This window comes from Candidatus Thiopontia autotrophica (assembly GCA_014384675.1).
In the GTDB taxonomy this organism is placed as follows: domain Bacteria; phylum Pseudomonadota; class Gammaproteobacteria.
Genome location: JACNFK010000019.1, coordinates 25,822 through 43,285, shown reverse-complemented (window position 1 = coordinate 43,285; position 17,464 = coordinate 25,822). Strand labels below are relative to the sequence as shown.

Genomic DNA, 17,464 nt, shown 5'->3' with positions numbered 1-17,464 from the left:
AGAGGAGGAGATCGCAGATTGGGTCTACCGTGAACAGACTGCATAGCGGGGTCACATAGCGGGGTCAAACCTGCTGTTTTAGCGTTATTCGCGCTATACTAACCGCATGTCCAGAAAACTCAGACTCTTCCACCCCGGTGCGTTCTACCATGTCATGCTGCGCGGCAATGCCAAGCAGACTATTTTTGGTGAGAATGGGGCGTATCAACAGTTTGAGCGGTTTCTCGCTGAAGGGTTGGAGCAACACAAGCACCGGTTACATGCCTACTGCTGGATGGGGAACCACGTTCACATGCTGCTACAGTGTGCGGATACTCCGCTCTCTGAAATGATGAAGGTGCTCTCACAGCGCTACACCTACTGGTTCAACCGGCAACATGATCGGGTAGGGCACCTGTTTCAAGGGCGTTACAAGGCGCTGATGGTCGATACCGATCACTATCTGCTGGAACTGGTTCGTTATATCCACCTCAATCCGGTGCGGGCAGAACTTGTGAAGAGTACAGATGATCATCCCTGGAGCAGCCACCACGCCTACCTGGGGCGACAAACCACGCCATGGCTGACAACAGATTGGGTGCTGCGGCAGTTTCATGAAGAGCGTGATGCGGCGCGTGCCAGATACCTCCACCTGCTTGGTGAGCCAGTAGATGAGCAGCAACAGGCACTATTTACCAGTGGAACGACCGAAGGACGGGTGATTGGCAGTGATGATTTTCTGCGTAGAATGGAAGAGAGAGCGGGTGTCACCAGTGCGCCGAATATCCCACTTGAGCAGATTGTTGACCTGATTTGTGATCAGCAAAACCTCAATAAAGATGAACTCCGCTCCGCAAGCCGACGCAGAGCAATAACAGAGGCCCGTGCAGTGATCACCTTGCTGGCCGTCCATGATGCAGGAAAGACCCTGACAGAGACCGCTGACTACTTTAATCGCGATATCACGGTCCTGAGTCGTCAGATGAAAAAACTGAAAGAGCGTTCTGAGCGACTTGTGTCGTTAAGAGAGCAATTGAATTACTACCGAATAACGCTAACAAAGCAGGTTTGACCCTCTTAATAAAGCAGGGTCGAACCTGCTGTTTTACACTATTTATGATAGTTTAAGATAATGTTACTTGACGATAGTATTTTGGTACGATACTATGCAGCAAAATATGATAAAAAGTTACACTGATAAACGAACTGAAAAATTTGCAACTGATGGAAAGCATAAGTCTATTCCCGATCAAATTGGCAAAAGGGCATTGATGAGATTGATACAAATAGATAATGCTACTTGTTTAGATGATTTGCGTTTACCATCATCAAATCATCTAGAGAGTTTATCTGGTGACAGAAAAGGGCAGTACAGTATTAGAATTAACCAGCAGTACAGAGTGTGCTTTGTTTTTGAGAGTGGTAATGCATACAATGTTGAAATTGTTGATTACCATTAAATAGGATAAAAATTATGATTAAAAATAACTTCCATCCAGGTGAATTCTTGCAAGAGTTGTTGGATGATTACAGTATAACGGCTTATCGATTATCTAAAGATATCTTTGTGCAGCAGACTCGTATTGGTGAGATATTAAAAGGAAGCAGATCTATTACTAGCGATACTGCAATAAGACTTGGGAAATATTTCAATAATTCCCCACAGTATTGGCTGAACTTACAAGATAGCTATGATCTAACTAATTGCAATGTTGAGAACTATCACAGTATTAGCCCCATTGGATACAAGTAAAGCAAGTAAAGGGTCAGGCATTTACTATTTATGATCTCCAAAAAGGGGACAGATTTATTTATCTGACGCAGCGGAGCTCTTTGCAAATAAGGGGACACAATACTTAATTCAAACGGACGAATTAAGTATTGTGTCCCCTTATTTTATCCTTATTTTATCTGCCTTATTTTGGATAAAATGATTGATACTTTCATAATGTAAAAGTATCATGCATTAATGCGTAACGTCGTTAGAGAAATTGAGGCTGCAGGGTTAGCTGCCCGTATTGTCACAGAGAGTCAGTTGGCGCGTCTGCTTGATGGGTCACCGCAAAGTCGATACAACCTGATCAACCGAGCGATGCACCGTGGCGAGTTGCTGCGCTTAAGGCGAGGTCGGTATATTCTGCCAGAACATATCTCTAAACAGCAGTCTACCCCCTTTTGTATTGCTCAGGCGCTACGGCCCGGATCCTATATCTCACTGCAATCTGCACTGAGTCTACATGGGTGGATTCCGGAATCTGTACCCACAACGCTCTCTATTGTGCCGGGCCGAAGGCGTGAAGAGCGGGATATTGCACCATTTGGACGCTTTCTTTTTTACCCACTGGCTATTGAGCAAGGCTATTTTCTGGAGAAGGTTGAGCGTAAAAAGTTAGGAGGATGTGTAGTGTTGATTGCACAACCACTGCGCGCACTGCTCGATATTTTTTGCCAGCGTAAGATGGAGTACCCTGGTTTGAATGGACTAATAGAGGGGTTGCGTATTGATAGAGAGAATTTACAAACCATCAGGATGGAGGAGTTGCAACAGCTCCGCTCGGTCTATAAACATAAGCGGATGCATCTGTTGATTGATGAAATGAGTCAGGATCTTACTACAATGGCAACAATCAGTGATTGAGCTAATAGGTCACCGTTTACAGAGCTACCAGGTTTCTGATTCAAGGGGGCAAGAGCATGCGCTCAAGGAGATTTTACAGGAACTTGCGCTCTATGCATTGTGGAGGGCCGGGTTCTTTAAAGTTGCCGCTTTTCAGGGGGGGACTGCGCTCCGTATACTGCACCAGCTACCCCGTTTCTCAGAGGATCTCGACTTTATCTTGCAAGAGCCTGACCCAAATTTTGAGTGGTCACCCTATTTAAACAGGCTGTTGGAGGTGTTGGCCGACTTTGGTGTAGATTGTGAGCTGGTTGATCGAACAAATAAGAATCGAGCTGTTCGTCATGCAATGCTGAAAGATGACTCCATTGGGCGACAACTGGATCTTTCATTCTTTAATGAGAGTGGTGGCATCAGGAAGAAGCTAAAGGTCAAGCTGGAGATTGATACTAATCCACCAGAGGGCTCATGTTTTGAATACAGCTATCTTGATTTTCCATTGGATTTTGAACTCACTGTCCAGGATTTGCCTAGTAATTTTGCACTTAAGATACACGCGCTACTTTGTCGTCCATATCTCAAGGGACGTGACTGGTTTGATTTTGGGTGGTATATCAGGCAGGGGGTTACGCCAAATATCTCATTGATCGCGGCTGCATTGGCACAAAGTGGACCATGGGCGCAGCAGCAGATAGAGGTCAACAGAGAGTGGTTGCAAGAGGCCTTGAAAAAGAAGATTCAATCCATTGATTGGCAGCAGGCGGCAGAAGATGTTGCGCCATTTCTGATCTCTGCGGAACAGGCAAGCTTAACGCTTTGGAGTGAAAGGTTTTTCATCAATAAACTGGAAAAGTTATAAAAGGGGACAGATTTATTTGTTATGTATGCAAATGAAACTTTGTATGTTATATTTGCATAGATGATTACTAGAAAAGTGAAGCGCGAGCTGCTTAATGCGCTAGACAAAAGTCCTGCTGTAGTACTTACTGGGCCACGACAGATCGGTAAGACTACACTCGCGTTTGAGGTGGCTAATGAGAGGAATGCTCTCTATCTTGACCTTGAACGCCCAAGTGATCTTAGTAAGCTGTCAGATGTTGAGCAATTCTGTAACCTGAATCAAGATCGATTACTGATTCTTGATGAGGTTCAACGCGTTCCGGATCTGTTCGCACCGCTACGGGGTATCATTGATGAGCGCCGGCGTAAGGGGATTAAGAGTGGCCACTTTCTATTGCTTGGATCAGCCTCCATTGAGTTGCTGAAGCAAGCGAGTGAAACACTCGCAGGTCGTACACGCCACATTGAACTCTCATCTTTGGACGTGGTTGAGGTTGGAGGTGAGCAACAAGCCAAACTTTGGGGGCGTGGGGGGTTTCCAGAGAGTTTCCTGGCTGAGGAGGATCAGGATAGTTTCGAGTGGCGAGTCGATTTTATCCGTACCTATCTGGAGCGAGATATCCCACAGCTTGGTCCACGTATCCCAGCTGAGACATTACGTCGTTTCTGGACAATGTTGGCCCATAATCAGGGGCAGGGGTTTAATGCGGCTGCTTTTGCTAAAGGGCTGGATGTAAAAGGGGTGACCACCAGTCGATATCTTGATTTAATGGTAGACCTGCTATTGGTTCGTCGTCTGCAACCATGGGTAAGCAATCTGGGTAGACGACTGGTCAAGGCGCCTAAGACTTACATTCGGGATAGTGGGATTTGTCATGCGTTGTTGGGAATAGAGCAGACCAACGATTTGCTCGGTCATCCTGTTGTCGGTGGTAGTTGGGAGGGGTTTGTGATTGAAAGTATTTTGAATCGGATTCCAAAGCAGGCTACCTATGGTTATTACCGAACTACGGGTGGCGCAGAGGTCGATCTGGTGGTTGAGATGGGGGCTGGAGAGGTTTGGGCGATTGAGGTGAAATACAGTACTGCTCCTACTTTATCCAGAGGATTTTACAGTGCATGTGAGGATCTACAGCCGACCCACAAATACGTTGTACATAGCTGTGAGGCGCGCTTTCCATTAGGCAAAGGAGTTGAGGCAATTAGCCTGTCTGCTTTGTTAGGACTGCTGTAAAAAAAGTAAGTGAATAGCAGGGTCAAACCTGCTGTTTTAGCGCTATTCGCGCAATACTAACCGCATGTCCAGAAAACTCAGGCTCTTCCACCCCGGTGCGTTCTACCATGTCATGCTACGCGGCAATGCCAAGCAGCCTATTTTTGGAGAGTACAGATGATTATCCCTGGAGCAGTCACCATGCCTACCTGGGGCGACAAATCACGCCATGGCTGACAACAGATTGGGTGCTGCGGCAGTTTCATGAAGAGCGTGATGCAGCGCGTGCCAGATACCTCCGTCTTCTTGGTGAGCCAGTAGATGAGCAGCAATACGCTAACAAAGCAGGTTTGACCCTCTTTGTGTTGTAAACATTGCAAATTAGTAATTAAAGTACTAAAATACAATAATGATAAAAAGATTATTAGAAAGCAAGCTTGTTGATGCGATTAACAACATGCCCGTTGTTGCGCTGCTTGGCCCTCGGCAGGTGGGTAAAACGACACTAGCATTAGAGGTTGCAAAGCTAATTGATAAAAGTAGTCATTATCTTGACCTTGAGTTGGATTCAGATATTGCTAAATTATCCGATGCTCAAGCCTATCTTGAAAGGTTTAAGGGTAAGCTTTTAATTATTGATGAAGTGCAAAGGCAGCCAGATCTATTTCGACTATTACGCTCTTTGGTTGATAGTAGAAAGAGGTCTGGCGAGCGTTCAGCGCAGTTTCTATTACTTGGTTCGGCATCACGTGATTTAATTCAACACTCATCAGAAACATTGGCAGGACGTATTAGATTTATAGAGCTAACACCATTTTCTGTCAGTGAACTGAGTGCCCAGAATGAATATCAATACAACATGGAGAAGCATTGGCTACGTGGAGGTTTTCCAGATAGTTGTTTGGCCACATCGGATGATCAGAGTTGGTCTTGGAGAGGGGATTTTATCTCATCTTATATAGAAAGAGATATTCCATTAATGGGGCCGCATATTCAGCCAGTCACAATGCGTAGGCTTTGGACAATGCTTGCCCATAATAATGGACAGCAAGCTAATTACTCTAAACTTGGTGAGAGTATTGGGGTTAATTACAAAACGATAAAGAGTTATATAGATACGCTGAGTGAATTTTATATGGTTCGACAGTTGCAGCCTTGGTCTGGCAACACTAAAAAACGATTGGTCAAGGCGCCAAAAATATATTTGAGGGATAGTGGTATTGCCCACCGTTTTTTAACCATTACAGATTTTGAAAGTTTATTAGGTCATCCTGTTATTGGTGCGAGTTGGGAGGCTTTTGTGATAGAAAATGTACTAGGTCAATTATCAGATAAATGGCAATATAGCTATTATAGAACTTCAGCACAAGCTGAAATAGATTTGGTATTAGAAGGCCCAAATAAGCAGATTTTGGCGGTAGAAATAAAAAGGTCTTTATCACCATCTGTCTCTAAAGGTTTTTATTATGCTTGTGATGATATTAACGCTACGCATAAATTTATCATTTATCCGGGAAAAGAAAGATATCCAACAGTAAACAATGTGGAAGTTATGGGATTAATCGAGTTTGTCAATTATGGGCAATTATGGGGACACAATTAGCGGGGTCAGGCTTCGCTTGTTGCCCTATCTGGAAGAGAACAAAAAGAAAACATAGATTGATTTTTGGTTGATGAGGTGTATAGTCGAACCTATGACAGATGATGAATTGAAAAAACTGGTTGCAGGACTTGCGGTTGCACAGGATAGAACGGATGCTCAGCAGGCCAAGACGGATGCGCAGCTGGCCAAAACGGATGTGCAGCTGGCCAAAACGGATGTGCAGCTAGCCAAGACGGATGCCAAGCTGAATCGTCTGGCTGAGATGTATGGTGGAGTAGGTAATAATCAGGGGAAGGTGGCGGAGGAGTTCTACTTTAACTCATTGAAGCAGAATCCTGTTTTGAGTGGGATCAATTTTGATTTGATTGAGAAAAATGTGACCCGTCATGCTGCGAATATTGAGGAGGAGTACGATCTTCTGCTGATTAACGGTGAGGATGTATTCATTATTGAGGTTAAATACCGTGTTCACCCCAAAGATATTGAGCGCTTGGTGGGACGAAAGGCGATTAATTTTAGAAAACTGTACCCAGAATATGTGAACTATCGTCACCATCTGGCATTGGCCACCTTTGCAATTGAGGATGATGTGAGGGATCTGGCTCTGGAGCAAGGGGTAACAATCTTGCAGCGTCGAGGTAAGGTGATCGAAACCTTGGCCGCCTAAACAGCGGGGTCAGGCTTTCCTTGTTGTGGTTGTTATTCAGTGGCATTATCGTTAGATGGCAAGAAAACCAAGAATCCACTACCCAGGGGCGCTCTACCATGTGATGCTCCGTGGTAATGCCAAACAGACGATCTTTACTGAGGCGGTAGAGTACCAGCAGTTTGAGAAGATTCTGGCGCAAGGGTTAGAGGCGCACCAAGTCAAACTACACGCATACTGCTGGATGAAAAATCATCTCCATCTGGCGCTGCAGGTAGGTAAGATACCGCTCTCAAAACTGATGCAGAGCCTGTCACAACGTTACACCGTCTGGTTTAACCACCGCCACGACAGGGTGGGGCACCTCTTTCAAGGGCGCTACAAAGATATACTCATCGACAGTGATCAATACCTGCTGGAGCTGATCCGCTACATCCACCTCAACCCGGTTCGGGCCAATCTGGTGACAGATTCTGCAGACTACCCACACAGTAGTCATCGTGCGTACAGTGGTATCGCAGCCGCACCTCCTTGGCTGACCATGGATTGGGGGCTGGGTCAGTTCGGAGAAGAGACAGTTGCAGCTAGAAACAACTACCTTGAATTCATGGGGCACCCCGTGAAGGAGGAGATGGACCGTCAACTGTGTAACGGTAGCGAACAGGGAAGAATCCTCGGTGGGGAGCGCTTCGTCAGCAATATAGAGGCTAAAACAGGAAATAACAACAATAAGCGAAGCCTGACCCCGCCAGAGGTGACCCCGCAAGAGGTGGTGGAGGTTGTTGCCGAAGTGTTTCAACTGGAAGCCTGGGAGGTGACTGGAGCAAGCCGTGCAAGAGACCTTGCAGAGGCAAGAGCCGTGACTGCGCTGGTTGGTATGGATGACTGTGCTCTGACGCTCACTGAAATTTCTAAACAGTTGCAGAGAGATCTCCCAACCCTGAGCAGACAGGTTAAAGCCCTGCGTGGAAAAATAGCCAGAAACCCAGCCCTGCAAACCAAAGTGGATGAGGTCGGGGTCAGGCTTCGCTTATTGTAGAGCAGGGGTCAGGCTTTCCTTGTTTCCCTATTGTATTTCGTTGAGTGCTCTGTATGTTTGTGATAGTATTATTAACAGTACGATTAAGGAGGTTGTTATGAATACGATTGCAGCGAATGATCTGAAAACCAGGGGTGTCTCTGCCCTTGAAGAGGGGCTGCTTGTTGAGCCAGAGGTGGTGATTACTGTGCGCGGTAAGGAGCAGTATGTGGTGATGCATCTGGAGCAGTATCGTTATCTGCGTGAGATGGAGTTGGAGGCGGCCCTGTTAGAGGTGCGCCGTGATCTGGAAAACGGTGATTTTGTACGTGAAACGGCTGAAGCACATCTGGCTCGGGTGGCTGGCGAGTGAGTTATTCACTGGTTTTCAGTGAGAGTTATAGTAGACGGGCAAGAAAATTACTCAAAAAACATCCGGAGCTGAGGAGTCAATATCTAAAAACATTGCAACTGCTAGAGTTGGACCCATATCACCGGTCATTGCGGTTACATGCCTTGGAGGGGAGGTTGGCAGGAGTGCACTCTGTCTCCATTAATATCAGCTACCGTATTACATTGGAGTTCTTGGTGGATGATCATGAGATTATCCCTGTCAATGTCGGCACGCATGATGATGTGTATCGCCAGTAGTGTAAATTAAATAAGGAAACAAGGAAAGCCTGACCCCGATTCTGCATAAAGGCGGCTCTTTTTGATAAGATCGCCCTTTTTTATTAGGCGGCTGAAACAGAGATGGCGACTATACGCGAGAAGTTACATACACTCATTGCTCCTGTAGTAGAGGGGCTGGGTTACGAGCTGGTTGGGATTGAGTACCTGCCGCAGGGCAAGCACTCTATTCTGCGGATCTTTATTGACCACAAAGATGGGATTACCCTGGATGACTGTACCGAGGTGAGTCACCAGCTTAGTGCGCTGCTGGATATTGAGGATCCACTGAATGGTCACTATAACCTGGAGATCTCCTCCCCGGGACTGGAGCGCCCTCTCTTTGTTGAGGAGCACTATGTCCGTTTTGCCGGCAACATGGTCTTTGTACGAACCTCGTGCCCAATTGATGGCAGACGCAAGTTTGAGGGGGTTCTGAAGGGGGTTGAAGAGGGGGATGTGGTGGTTGAAATCGGGGAAGAGAGCTTCCGCATACCTCTGCTACAGATTGATAAGGCACACCTGGTAGCGTAAAAGGAGATGTTTGTCCCCGATGTTTAAAAAATGGTTGAAAAAGGGGGGATAAGCTGTAAAATTCGCGCCAAGTTGGGGAGTGGGAGTTGTATGTGGTACCCGCTACCAAATCACAAAAAGGCCGATCTTTTTGATGAGATCGGCCTTTTTTTATGTTTTTTTCACCGGCAGCGGCCGGGGTTTACAGATAGAGAGTTGTGTTATGAGTAAGGAAATTCTGCAGGTTGTTGAGGTTGTCTCCAATGAGAAGGATATCAGCAGGGAGGTTATTTTCCAGGCGCTGGAGGCGGCGCTGGCGATGGCAACCAAGAAAAAGCATAGTGAGGATATCGGTGTTCGTGTTGCGATTGATCGTGAGACTGGCGAGTATGAGACCTTCCAGACCTGGGAGGTGCTGGATGGAGATGAGCCAGGTATCGAGATGGAGTACCCGGATGCTCAGTTATGGCTGATTGATGCGGTTGAGGAGGACCCAGAAATCAAGCCGGGTGAATTTATTGAAAAACCTATCGCCTCGGTTGAGTTTGGCCGTATCGCCGCGCAGGCTGCCAAGCAGGTTATCTTCCAGAAGGTTAGAGAGGCTGAAAGAGAGAAGGTCGCTGCCGAGTATCAGGAGCGAGTTGGTGAGCTACTGGGCGGCATCGTCAAGCGGATGGATCGCGGCAGTGCAATTATCGATCTTGGCGGCAATGCCGAGGCGGTAATTCCTCGGGAGCACCAGATTCCACGTGATCCGGTGCGCCCGGGTGATCGACTACGTGGCTGCCTGATGGAGATCCAGACCGAGCAGCGCGGCCCGCAACTGGTGGTAAGTCGGGTTGCACCAGAGGTACTGGTAGAGCTGTTTACTCTGGAGGTTCCAGAGATCAGTGACGGGTTGATAGAGTTGAAGGGGGCTGCTCGTGACCCTGGTTCACGTGCCAAGATTGCAGTCCACAGTCTGGATCGTCGGGTTGATCCGGTAGGGGCATGTGTTGGTATCCGTGGATCACGGGTGCAGGCGGTCTCTAATGAGTTGGCCGGCGAGCGAGTTGATATCGTGCCATGGGATGAGAATGAGGCACAGTTTGTCATTAACGCCATGTCTCCGGCAGAGGTGGTCTCTGTGGTGGTAGACGAGGACAAGCACTCGATGGATATTGCGGTGGAGGAGGATAACCTCTCCCAGGCGATTGGTCGCGGTGGACAGAACATCCGTCTTGCCAGTGAGCTGACCGGCTGGACGCTTAATGTTATGAGTGAGGAGGAGTTCGATACCAAGGCGGAGTCCGAGGCGGCAGATATTCAGAAGAGGTTGATGGAGCAGCTTGATGTAGACGAGGACGTGGCAGCAATTCTGGTTCAGGAAGGGTTTAGTGGGGTCGAGGAGATTGCCTACGTTGATGAGACAGATATGATGGCAATTGAGGAGTTTGACGAGGATATCGTTGCCGAGCTTCGTAACCGTGCCCGTGATTATCTGTTGACCCGTGCAATCTCGCACGAAGAGGTTCTGGAGGGGCGAGCCCCGGCGCAGGATCTGCTTGAGCTTGAGGGGATGGATGAGCAGCTGGCGTACAAGCTGGCAGCGCATGGCATTATAACTGCGGAGGATCTGGCTGAGCAGGCTACTGATGAGCTAATGGATCTTGAAGGTCTTGAGCTTACAGCAGAGCGCGGATCAGAGCTGATCATGAAGGCAAGAGAGCCATGGTTTGCTGATGAGCAGGAAATTGAACAGAACGCCGAGAAACAGGCTGAAGCATAAGCGGTAAGGTAAGGAGAGGCAGAGCCATGTCACAGGTAACAATTTCTCAGTTTGCTGAGGTCGTAAAAATTCCAGCGGATCGCCTGCTTGAACAGCTCGCTACTGCGGGCATTTCAAAGAGCAGTGTAGACGATGAGATCTCTGATGATGAGAAGATGAAACTTCTCGGCTTCCTCAGAGAGTCCCATGGTGGTGGAGGATCTGCAGGATCAAAGAAAAAAGTAACACTCAAGAAAAGATCAACAGCAACCCTGAAGGTTGGTGGTGGAGCACGTTCCTCTACCAGTAGAAGCGTTAATGTAGAGGTTCGTAAAAAACGGACAATTACAAAGCCGATAGATCCTGTAGCTGCAGAGGAGCAGAGTAGGGAAGCAGAAGATAAACAGAAAATAGAACGTGAGAGGCGCGCTGAAGAGGAGCGCCTGCGCCTGCAGCAGGACGAAAATCGTCGCCAACACCAGCTTAAGAAAAAAGAGGATGAAGAGCTTGCACGTGAGGAGGCAGTTCGACGAGAGAAAGAAGAGGCAGAGAAGAAGGTTCGAGAGAATGAAGAGCGTAGAATTCTTGATGAGCAGGCTCGCCTGGTAGCAGCAAAGGCTGCAGAAAAGAAGCGCGAGGATGAGAAAGAGTCATCGGGCAGAAAAAAATCCGGCAAAAAGCAGCCAACGCGTTATGGTCGCAAGGAGCTTCATGTTGCTGCTGGCAAGTCAGGGCGCAAGAAACAGAAGAAGGGTGCAAAGGGTAGACGCGCACCCAAGGTGGAGATGGAGACAGAGCATGGTTTTACCAAGCCAACAGCACCAGTTGTACTGGAGGTGCAGGTTCCAGAAACCATAACTGTTGGTGATCTTGCGCAAAAAATGTCTACCAAGGCGGCTGAGCTTATCAAGGTGATGATGAACCTTGGAACTATGGCAACCATCAATCAGGTAATTGATCAGGAGACAGCATCCCTGCTGGTGGAAGAGCTTGGACATACTCCTGTGTTGATGAAAGAGAATGCTCTGGAAGAGGAGCTTATGGTTACGGAAGAGCATGCAGGAGATGAGGTTCAGCGTGCTCCGGTTGTGACAATCATGGGTCATGTTGATCATGGAAAGACCTCGCTTCTGGATTACATTCGTGAGTCTCAGGTAACAGATAGTGAGGCTGGAGGCATTACTCAGCATATTGGTGCCTACCGTGTGGCTACACCAAAAGGAGAGATTGCGTTTTTGGATACCCCGGGGCACGCCGCCTTTACTGCTATGCGTGCTCGTGGAGCCAAGGTGACAGATATTGTTGTGTTGGTGGTTGCAGCTGATGATGGGGTAATGCCTCAGACAGAGGAGGCAATTCAACATGCCAAGGCGGCAGATGCGCCACTAATTATTGCGGTTAACAAGATTGACAAGCCAGAGGCTGATCCTGAACGAGTCAAGAGTGAACTGGCAAGCAAGGATGTAGTTCCTGATGATTGGGGCGGTGATGTCTTGTTTGTGAATGTATCTGCTCACACCGGTGAGGGTGTTGATGATCTATTGGATGGAATCATCCTGCAGTCCGAAATGCTGGAATTGACTGCGGTAACCGATGCGCCGGCAAAGGGTAATGTGGTTGAGTCCAGGGTTGATAAGGGTCGTGGTGCTGTGGCAACAGTGATGGTGCAGAGTGGCACCATGCGTAAGGGTGATATTCTGTTGGCTGGTCGTGAGTATGGTCGTGTTCGTGCAATGATGGATGAGCATGGCGAACTATTGAGCGAGGCTGGACCATCTACTCCGGTTGAGGTTCTTGGCCTCTCTGGAGTTCCAGAGGCTGGCGAGGAGGCTATTGTGGTCCCTAATGAGCGCAAGGCTCGAGAGATTGCCAATTTCCGTCAGGGAAAATATCGTGATATTCGCCTGGCCCAACAGAAACAGGCTAGCCTGGATCGTATGTTTGAACATATGCAGGATGGTGAGACTTCAGCTGTTAATATTCTTATCAAGGCAGATGTCCATGGCTCTGCAGAGGCGTTGGGTGATGCGCTTAACAAGCTCTCTACAGATGAGGTGAAGGTGAAGGTAGTCTCTTCTGGAGTTGGTGGAATTAATGAGTCGGATGCCAATCTTGCGGTAGCGTCCAATGCGATTGTGATCGGCTTTAATGTACGTGCCGATGCAACTGCCAAGAAGCTGATTGAGTCAGAGGGGATTGATCTCCACTACTACAGCGTTATCTATGATGCGATTGATGAAATCAAGCGCGCAATGGAGGGAATGCTCTCTCCAGACTTCAAGGAGGAGATTGTCGGCCTTGCAGAGGTACGTGATGTCTTCCGCTCTCCAAAACTTGGTGCCATTGCGGGATGTATGGTCTCTGAGGGTGTGGTCAAGAGAAACAGTCCGATCCGTGTATTACGTGACAATATCGTAATCTACGAGGGTGAGCTGGAGTCGCTGCGCAGATTCAAGGATGATGTCAGCGAGGTTCGTGCTGGAACAGAGTGTGGTATCGGGGTGAAGAGCTATAACGATGTGAAGGCGGGAGATCAGATTGAGGTCTTCGAGCGTGTAGAGGTTGCGAGAACCTTGTAGTTGACGAATCAAGAGCTGGTTGGCAATGAATAATGAACGTACTCGTCGGGTTGGCGAGCAGGTAAAACGCACTTTAGGTGAACTTATTCAACGTGAGTTGAGGGATCCCAGAGTGGGCTGGGTAACAATCACCGCAGTCAATGTCACCTCTGACTTCTCTCATGCAACGGTCTACTTTACTCTGTTTGGTGAAGGTAGTTCGGTGGAAGAGACGCTGCAAGCACTGGATCATTCGGCAGGATTTTTGCGTTCAAGATTGAGCAAGAGTCTGCAGTTGCGAACCGTACCGCTATTGCATTTCAGACATGATACGTCAGTTGAGTATGGTAGCGACATGGAGTCATTGATTGACAAGGTTGTGGCCGAGGATAACTCCAGACACCCTTCTGGGCGTCAGGAAGAGCAGTAGTTATGGGAAGAAGAAACCGCAAGGGGCGCAATGTCTCTGGAATCCTGCTACTGGATAAGCCGGCAGGTATTACCTCCAATGGTGCACTGCAGCGAGTAAAGCATCTTTTCTTCGCGAAGAAGGCGGGACATACAGGGAGCCTTGATCCAATTGCTACAGGTATCTTGCCAATTTGCCTGGGAGAGGCGACAAAGTTCTCTGGATTTCTGCTGAATGCCGACAAGAGTTATGTGGCAGAGTGTCAGCTTGGCGTGGTTACCCGTTCAGGTGATTCCGAGGGCGAGGTGGTCAGTGAGCGCCCGGTTGAGGGTGTTAGTGAAGAGATAATCAAAAACGCACTGGAGCAGTTCAGAGGTGATATCGAACAGATTCCGCCAATGCACTCAGCCATCAAGGTTAATGGTCAGCCCCTCTATAAACTGGCTCACCAGGGGATTGAGATTGAGCGGGAGCCTCGACAGGTGACTATTTATGCTCTCGATTTTATTGGGCTTGATGCAGATAAAGAGCGGATGACCATAAGTGTGCACTGCTCCAAGGGTACATATATTCGTACCCTGGTTGAGGATATTGGTGAGATCATCGGATGTGGTGCTCATGTAGCAGAGCTGCGTAGAACCACGTTGGGACCATATAAGGAAGATGACCTTCTGACTATTGAGGAGCTGGAAGAGATCAGAGAGGCAGATGGAAACAGAGGGCTGGATAGCCGCCTGTTATCTCTCGATAGCGCTGTAGAGGATTACGACAAGGTTCAGCTGGACAGGGATAGTAGTTACTATATTCGTCAGGGACAACCGATACAGGTCTCTGGTGCGCCAGAGGATGGCTGGGTTCGTATCTATGATGATGTGGAAAAGTTTGTTGGAGTGGGCGAGATTATTGATGATGGCCGAGTGGCCCCCAGAAGGTTGGTTTCATAGTTAAGAACAGGCAAGGGGGTCAGGTCTGCGTTTTTACTGTTATTTGATGATCGTATCAAATAACAGTAAAAACGCAGACCTGACCCCCTCATGATTTATCAGATATTCCTTGTGGAGTTGGGCCTGCATCGATAAAATACGCACCTTTCATTTTTAAGTCGTGAGCATTTTTTTAGAGTCGTTCAAATCTGGACGGCGGTTATGGAGTTAATAGAGTTATGTCAGTGAATGCAGAGCAAAAAAGCGAGATTGTTCAGAAATATCAGCGTACAGAGGGTGATACCGGATCACCAGAGGTTCAGGTCGCGCTACTTACAGCACGAATCCAGGATCTTACCGGGCACTTCAAGGAGCACAACAAGGATCACCACTCCCGTCAGGGGCTGCTGAAGATGGTTAATCAGCGCAGAAAGTTACTTGATTATCTGAAGAGTAGTGATGGTGGTCGTTACACCAAGCTGGTTGCAGATCTCGGTCTGCGTCGATAAGCGCAGAATTATTAATTACATTGAAACGGGGATGGGCCCTGTTTTACTAGCATCCATTAGCCATTATGGGTCAGCCATTATGGGTCAGGGAAGAGAATAGATGACACCTATCATAAAGAGTTTTGAATACGGAAATCAGACAGTAACAATAGAGACAGGTGAGATCGCCCGTCAGGCATCTGGTGCAGTCAAGGTTAGCATGGGGGATACAGTTCTTCTGGTAACTGTTGTTGCCGAAAAGGAGGCACGTGAGGGACGCGACTTTTTCCCTCTGACTGTTAACTATCAGGAAAAATTTTACGCTGCTGGAATGATCCCGGGTGGTTTCTTCCGCAGAGAGGGTCGCCCTACAGAAAAAGAGACACTGACCTCGCGTCTGATTGATCGTCCAATTCGTCCGCTATTCCCCAAGGGGTTCATGAGTGAGGTGCAGGTAATTGCGACAGTTATATCCTCTGATAAAGAGATAGATTCAGAGATTCCGGCAATGATCGGCACCTCTGCAGCACTGGCACTTTCCGGGGTTCCATTCCAGGGCCCTATTGGTGCAGCCAAGGTTGGTTATAGCCATGGTGAGTATATTCTTAACCCAACAGCAAGTGAGAAAGAGGGATCTGATCTGGAGTTGAGTGTTGCCGGTACTGCAGATGCGGTATTGATGGTTGAGTCCGAGGCAAACATTCTCTCCGAAGAGGCAATGCTTGGGGCAGTACTGTTTGGTCATGAGCAGATGCAGGTTGTTATCAACTCTATCAACGAGATGGTTGCAGAGCTTGGTGTAGAGCAGTGGGATTGGGAGGCTGCCGCAGAAGATAGCGCCCTGACCGATGCAGTTGCAGCAGCAGGTGCCGAGGGTGTAACTGAGGCCTACCAGATTGCAGACAAGATGGAGCGTTACGGCCGTATGGGCGAGGTGCGTGACCAGATTGTTGCAGAGCTGGCCACTGAAGATAGTGAGTGGGATGCAGATACCGTTAAAGGTGCAGTCAGCAAGCTTGAGAAGAAGATAGTACGTAGTCGTATTATTGAGGGTAACCCACGAATTGATGGACGTGACACCAAAACGGTTCGTCCAATTTATGTAAAAACAGGAGTTATTCCTCGTGCCCACGGTTCGGCACTATTTACCCGTGGCGAGACTCAGGCACTGGTAGTAACTACACTCGGTACCGAGCGTGATGCCCAGATTATTGATGCGCTTGAAGGAAGTTTTAAGGATCCGTTCATGCTGCAGTACAACTTCCCACCATTCTCCGTTGGTGAGACTGGTCGTGTTGGCAGCCCGGGCCGTCGTGAGGTTGGTCATGGCAAGCTGGCCAAGCGTGGTGTGCAGGCGGTTGTGCCAAGTAATGATGAATTCCCATACACGTTGCGAGTGGTTTCCGAGATTACTGAATCCAATGGATCAAGCTCCATGGCCTCTGTCTGTGGCAGCAGTCTCTCAATGATGGATGCAGGTGTTCCCCTGAAGGCTCCGGTTGCAGGTATTGCGATGGGTCTTATCAAGGAGGGAGATGAGTTTGCGGTTCTGACAGATATCCTTGGTGATGAGGATCATCTGGGTGATATGGACTTTAAGGTGGCCGGCACTGAAGAGGGCATCACAGCCCTGCAGATGGATATCAAGATTACCGGAATCACCCGTGAGATCATGGAGATTGCACTGGATCAGGCACGTGATGCACGTCTCCATATTCTTGGTGAAATGAATGCAGTTATCTCTACACCGCGTGATGAGGTTTCAGAGTTTGCGCCACGTTATCTCACCATGAAGATTGATCCTGACAAGATTCGTGATGTAATCGGTAAGGGTGGTGTGGTTATCCGTGGCATCCAGGAAGAGACCGGAGTGAAGATTGATCTGGATGACGATGGAAGTATCAAGATTGCAGCAACAGATGGTGAGGCTGCCAATGAGGCGAAGAAGCGGATTGAGACTATCGTTGCCGATGTTGAGGTAAACAAGATATATGAGGGCAAAGTTGTCAAGCTGATGGACTTTGGTGCATTCGTAAACATTCTTCCCGGCAAGGATGGCCTGGTTCACATCTCACAGATTTCGGAAGAGCGGGTCGAGAAGGTTGGAGACCATCTGAGTGAGGGTGACACAATTCAGGTCAAGGTGCTTGAGGTTGATCGCCAGGGACGTATTCGTCTGAGCATGAAGGCTGTATAAAACTTGTGATGGAGATCTGGGAGATCTGAGTGGGTCACGAAGTG

At 48.2% G+C, this 17,464-nt stretch carries 19 protein-coding genes; all 19 read left to right on the top strand.

The features are described 5' to 3' along the window. The first annotated feature begins 154 nt into the window (after positions 1–154). The 19 genes from H8D24_02465 (at position 155) to pnp (ending at position 17,420) form a co-directional block, all read left to right on the top strand. Complete coding sequence (locus H8D24_02465) at positions 155–1,051, top strand: transposase (protein ID MBC8519258.1); 897 nt, start codon at positions 155–157, stop codon at positions 1,049–1,051. A gap of 106 nt (positions 1,052–1,157) precedes the next feature. Next, on the top strand, positions 1,158–1,439 hold the full coding sequence (locus tag H8D24_02460) for a type II toxin-antitoxin system RelE/ParE family toxin (GenBank protein MBC8519257.1): 282 nt from the start codon (positions 1,158–1,160) through the stop codon (positions 1,437–1,439). 14 nt (positions 1,440–1,453) lie between these two features. After that, positions 1,454–1,732: a HigA family addiction module antidote protein gene (locus tag H8D24_02455; GenBank protein MBC8519256.1), complete on the top strand. Its 279-nt coding sequence runs from the start codon at positions 1,454–1,456 to the stop codon at positions 1,730–1,732. A gap of 216 nt (positions 1,733–1,948) precedes the next feature. Beyond that, positions 1,949–2,617 carry a hypothetical protein gene (locus H8D24_02450; GenBank protein ID MBC8519255.1) on the top strand — a complete coding sequence of 223 codons (669 nt, stop codon included), beginning with the start codon at positions 1,949–1,951 and terminating at the stop codon, positions 2,615–2,617. Continuing rightward, positions 2,610–3,455, top strand: a complete 846-nt coding sequence (locus H8D24_02445) for a nucleotidyl transferase AbiEii/AbiGii toxin family protein (protein MBC8519254.1) — start codon at positions 2,610–2,612, stop codon at positions 3,453–3,455. The genes H8D24_02450 and H8D24_02445 overlap by 8 nt, the downstream gene beginning before the upstream one ends. Before the next feature lie 60 nt (positions 3,456–3,515). Further along, a complete protein-coding gene (locus H8D24_02440; protein ID MBC8519253.1) occupies positions 3,516–4,670 on the top strand; it encodes an ATP-binding protein in 1,155 nt (384 codons plus the stop codon). Positions 4,671–4,777: 107 nt separating this feature from the next. Next, on the top strand, positions 4,778–5,020 hold the full coding sequence (locus H8D24_02435; protein MBC8519252.1) for a hypothetical protein: 243 nt from the start codon (positions 4,778–4,780) through the stop codon (positions 5,018–5,020). A gap of 38 nt (positions 5,021–5,058) precedes the next feature. Further along, complete coding sequence (locus H8D24_02430; GenBank protein MBC8519251.1) at positions 5,059–6,252, top strand: ATP-binding protein; 1,194 nt, start codon at positions 5,059–5,061, stop codon at positions 6,250–6,252. A gap of 91 nt (positions 6,253–6,343) precedes the next feature. Beyond that, a complete protein-coding gene (locus H8D24_02425; GenBank protein ID MBC8519250.1) occupies positions 6,344–6,919 on the top strand; it encodes a hypothetical protein in 576 nt (191 codons plus the stop codon). Between the two features lie 103 nt (positions 6,920–7,022). Continuing rightward, positions 7,023–7,937 (top strand): transposase, encoded by a 915-nt coding sequence (locus H8D24_02420; GenBank protein ID MBC8519249.1) that lies wholly within the window; start codon positions 7,023–7,025, stop codon positions 7,935–7,937. Between the two features lie 97 nt (positions 7,938–8,034). Continuing rightward, entirely contained in the window at positions 8,035–8,289 is a 255-nt protein-coding gene (locus tag H8D24_02415) for a type II toxin-antitoxin system Phd/YefM family antitoxin (protein MBC8519248.1), read from the top strand. Continuing rightward, on the top strand, positions 8,286–8,567 hold the full coding sequence (locus tag H8D24_02410) for a plasmid stabilization protein (GenBank protein ID MBC8519247.1): 282 nt from the start codon (positions 8,286–8,288) through the stop codon (positions 8,565–8,567). The genes H8D24_02415 and H8D24_02410 overlap by 4 nt, the downstream gene beginning before the upstream one ends. 102 nt (positions 8,568–8,669) lie before the next feature. Further along, complete coding sequence (gene rimP / locus H8D24_02405) at positions 8,670–9,119, top strand: ribosome maturation factor RimP (GenBank protein ID MBC8519246.1); 450 nt, start codon at positions 8,670–8,672, stop codon at positions 9,117–9,119. A 202-nt stretch (positions 9,120–9,321) separates the two neighbouring features. Then, positions 9,322–10,866 carry a transcription termination/antitermination protein NusA gene (gene nusA, locus H8D24_02400; GenBank protein ID MBC8519245.1) on the top strand — a complete coding sequence of 515 codons (1,545 nt, stop codon included), beginning with the start codon at positions 9,322–9,324 and terminating at the stop codon, positions 10,864–10,866. A 26-nt stretch (positions 10,867–10,892) separates the two neighbouring features. Next, positions 10,893–13,424, top strand: coding sequence for a translation initiation factor IF-2 (gene infB / locus H8D24_02395; GenBank protein ID MBC8519244.1), 2,532 nt, complete (start codon positions 10,893–10,895; stop codon positions 13,422–13,424). A gap of 25 nt (positions 13,425–13,449) precedes the next feature. Next, the gene (rbfA, locus tag H8D24_02390; GenBank protein MBC8519243.1) at positions 13,450–13,833 is read left to right on the top strand and encodes a 30S ribosome-binding factor RbfA; all 384 of its coding nucleotides are present in this window, start codon (positions 13,450–13,452) and stop codon (positions 13,831–13,833) included. 2 nt (positions 13,834–13,835) lie between these two features. After that, entirely contained in the window at positions 13,836–14,756 is a 921-nt protein-coding gene (truB, locus tag H8D24_02385) for a tRNA pseudouridine(55) synthase TruB (GenBank protein MBC8519242.1), read from the top strand. Positions 14,757–14,974: 218 nt separating this feature from the next. Continuing rightward, entirely contained in the window at positions 14,975–15,244 is a 270-nt protein-coding gene (gene rpsO / locus H8D24_02380; GenBank protein ID MBC8519241.1) for a 30S ribosomal protein S15, read from the top strand. 100 nt (positions 15,245–15,344) lie between these two features. Continuing rightward, entirely contained in the window at positions 15,345–17,420 is a 2,076-nt protein-coding gene (gene pnp / locus H8D24_02375; protein MBC8519240.1) for a polyribonucleotide nucleotidyltransferase, read from the top strand. The last annotated feature ends 44 nt before the right edge of the window (positions 17,421–17,464 follow it).

Excerpts from the sequence above, each read along its gene's own strand:
- H8D24_02465 (MBC8519258.1), top strand. The coding sequence starts at position 155 with ATGCTGCGCGGCAATGCCAAGCAGACTATTTTTGGTGAGAATGGGGCG.
- H8D24_02460 (MBC8519257.1), top strand. The coding sequence starts at position 1,158 with ATGATAAAAAGTTACACTGATAAACGAACTGAAAAATTTGCAACTGAT.
- H8D24_02455 (MBC8519256.1), top strand. The coding sequence starts at position 1,454 with ATGATTAAAAATAACTTCCATCCAGGTGAATTCTTGCAAGAGTTGTTG.
- H8D24_02450 (MBC8519255.1), top strand. The coding sequence starts at position 1,949 with ATGCGTAACGTCGTTAGAGAAATTGAGGCTGCAGGGTTAGCTGCCCGT.
- H8D24_02440 (MBC8519253.1), top strand. The coding sequence starts at position 3,516 with ATGATTACTAGAAAAGTGAAGCGCGAGCTGCTTAATGCGCTAGACAAA.
- H8D24_02435 (MBC8519252.1), top strand. The coding sequence starts at position 4,778 with ATGTCATGCTACGCGGCAATGCCAAGCAGCCTATTTTTGGAGAGTACA.
- H8D24_02430 (MBC8519251.1), top strand. The coding sequence starts at position 5,059 with ATGATAAAAAGATTATTAGAAAGCAAGCTTGTTGATGCGATTAACAAC.
- H8D24_02425 (MBC8519250.1), top strand. The coding sequence starts at position 6,344 with ATGACAGATGATGAATTGAAAAAACTGGTTGCAGGACTTGCGGTTGCA.
- H8D24_02420 (MBC8519249.1), top strand. The coding sequence starts at position 7,023 with ATGCTCCGTGGTAATGCCAAACAGACGATCTTTACTGAGGCGGTAGAG.
- H8D24_02415 (MBC8519248.1), top strand. The coding sequence starts at position 8,035 with ATGAATACGATTGCAGCGAATGATCTGAAAACCAGGGGTGTCTCTGCC.
- rimP (MBC8519246.1), top strand. The coding sequence starts at position 8,670 with ATGGCGACTATACGCGAGAAGTTACATACACTCATTGCTCCTGTAGTA.
- nusA (MBC8519245.1), top strand. The coding sequence starts at position 9,322 with ATGAGTAAGGAAATTCTGCAGGTTGTTGAGGTTGTCTCCAATGAGAAG.
- infB (MBC8519244.1), top strand. The coding sequence starts at position 10,893 with ATGTCACAGGTAACAATTTCTCAGTTTGCTGAGGTCGTAAAAATTCCA.
- rbfA (MBC8519243.1), top strand. The coding sequence starts at position 13,450 with ATGAATAATGAACGTACTCGTCGGGTTGGCGAGCAGGTAAAACGCACT.
- truB (MBC8519242.1), top strand. The coding sequence starts at position 13,836 with ATGGGAAGAAGAAACCGCAAGGGGCGCAATGTCTCTGGAATCCTGCTA.
- rpsO (MBC8519241.1), top strand. The coding sequence starts at position 14,975 with ATGTCAGTGAATGCAGAGCAAAAAAGCGAGATTGTTCAGAAATATCAG.
- pnp (MBC8519240.1), top strand. The coding sequence starts at position 15,345 with ATGACACCTATCATAAAGAGTTTTGAATACGGAAATCAGACAGTAACA.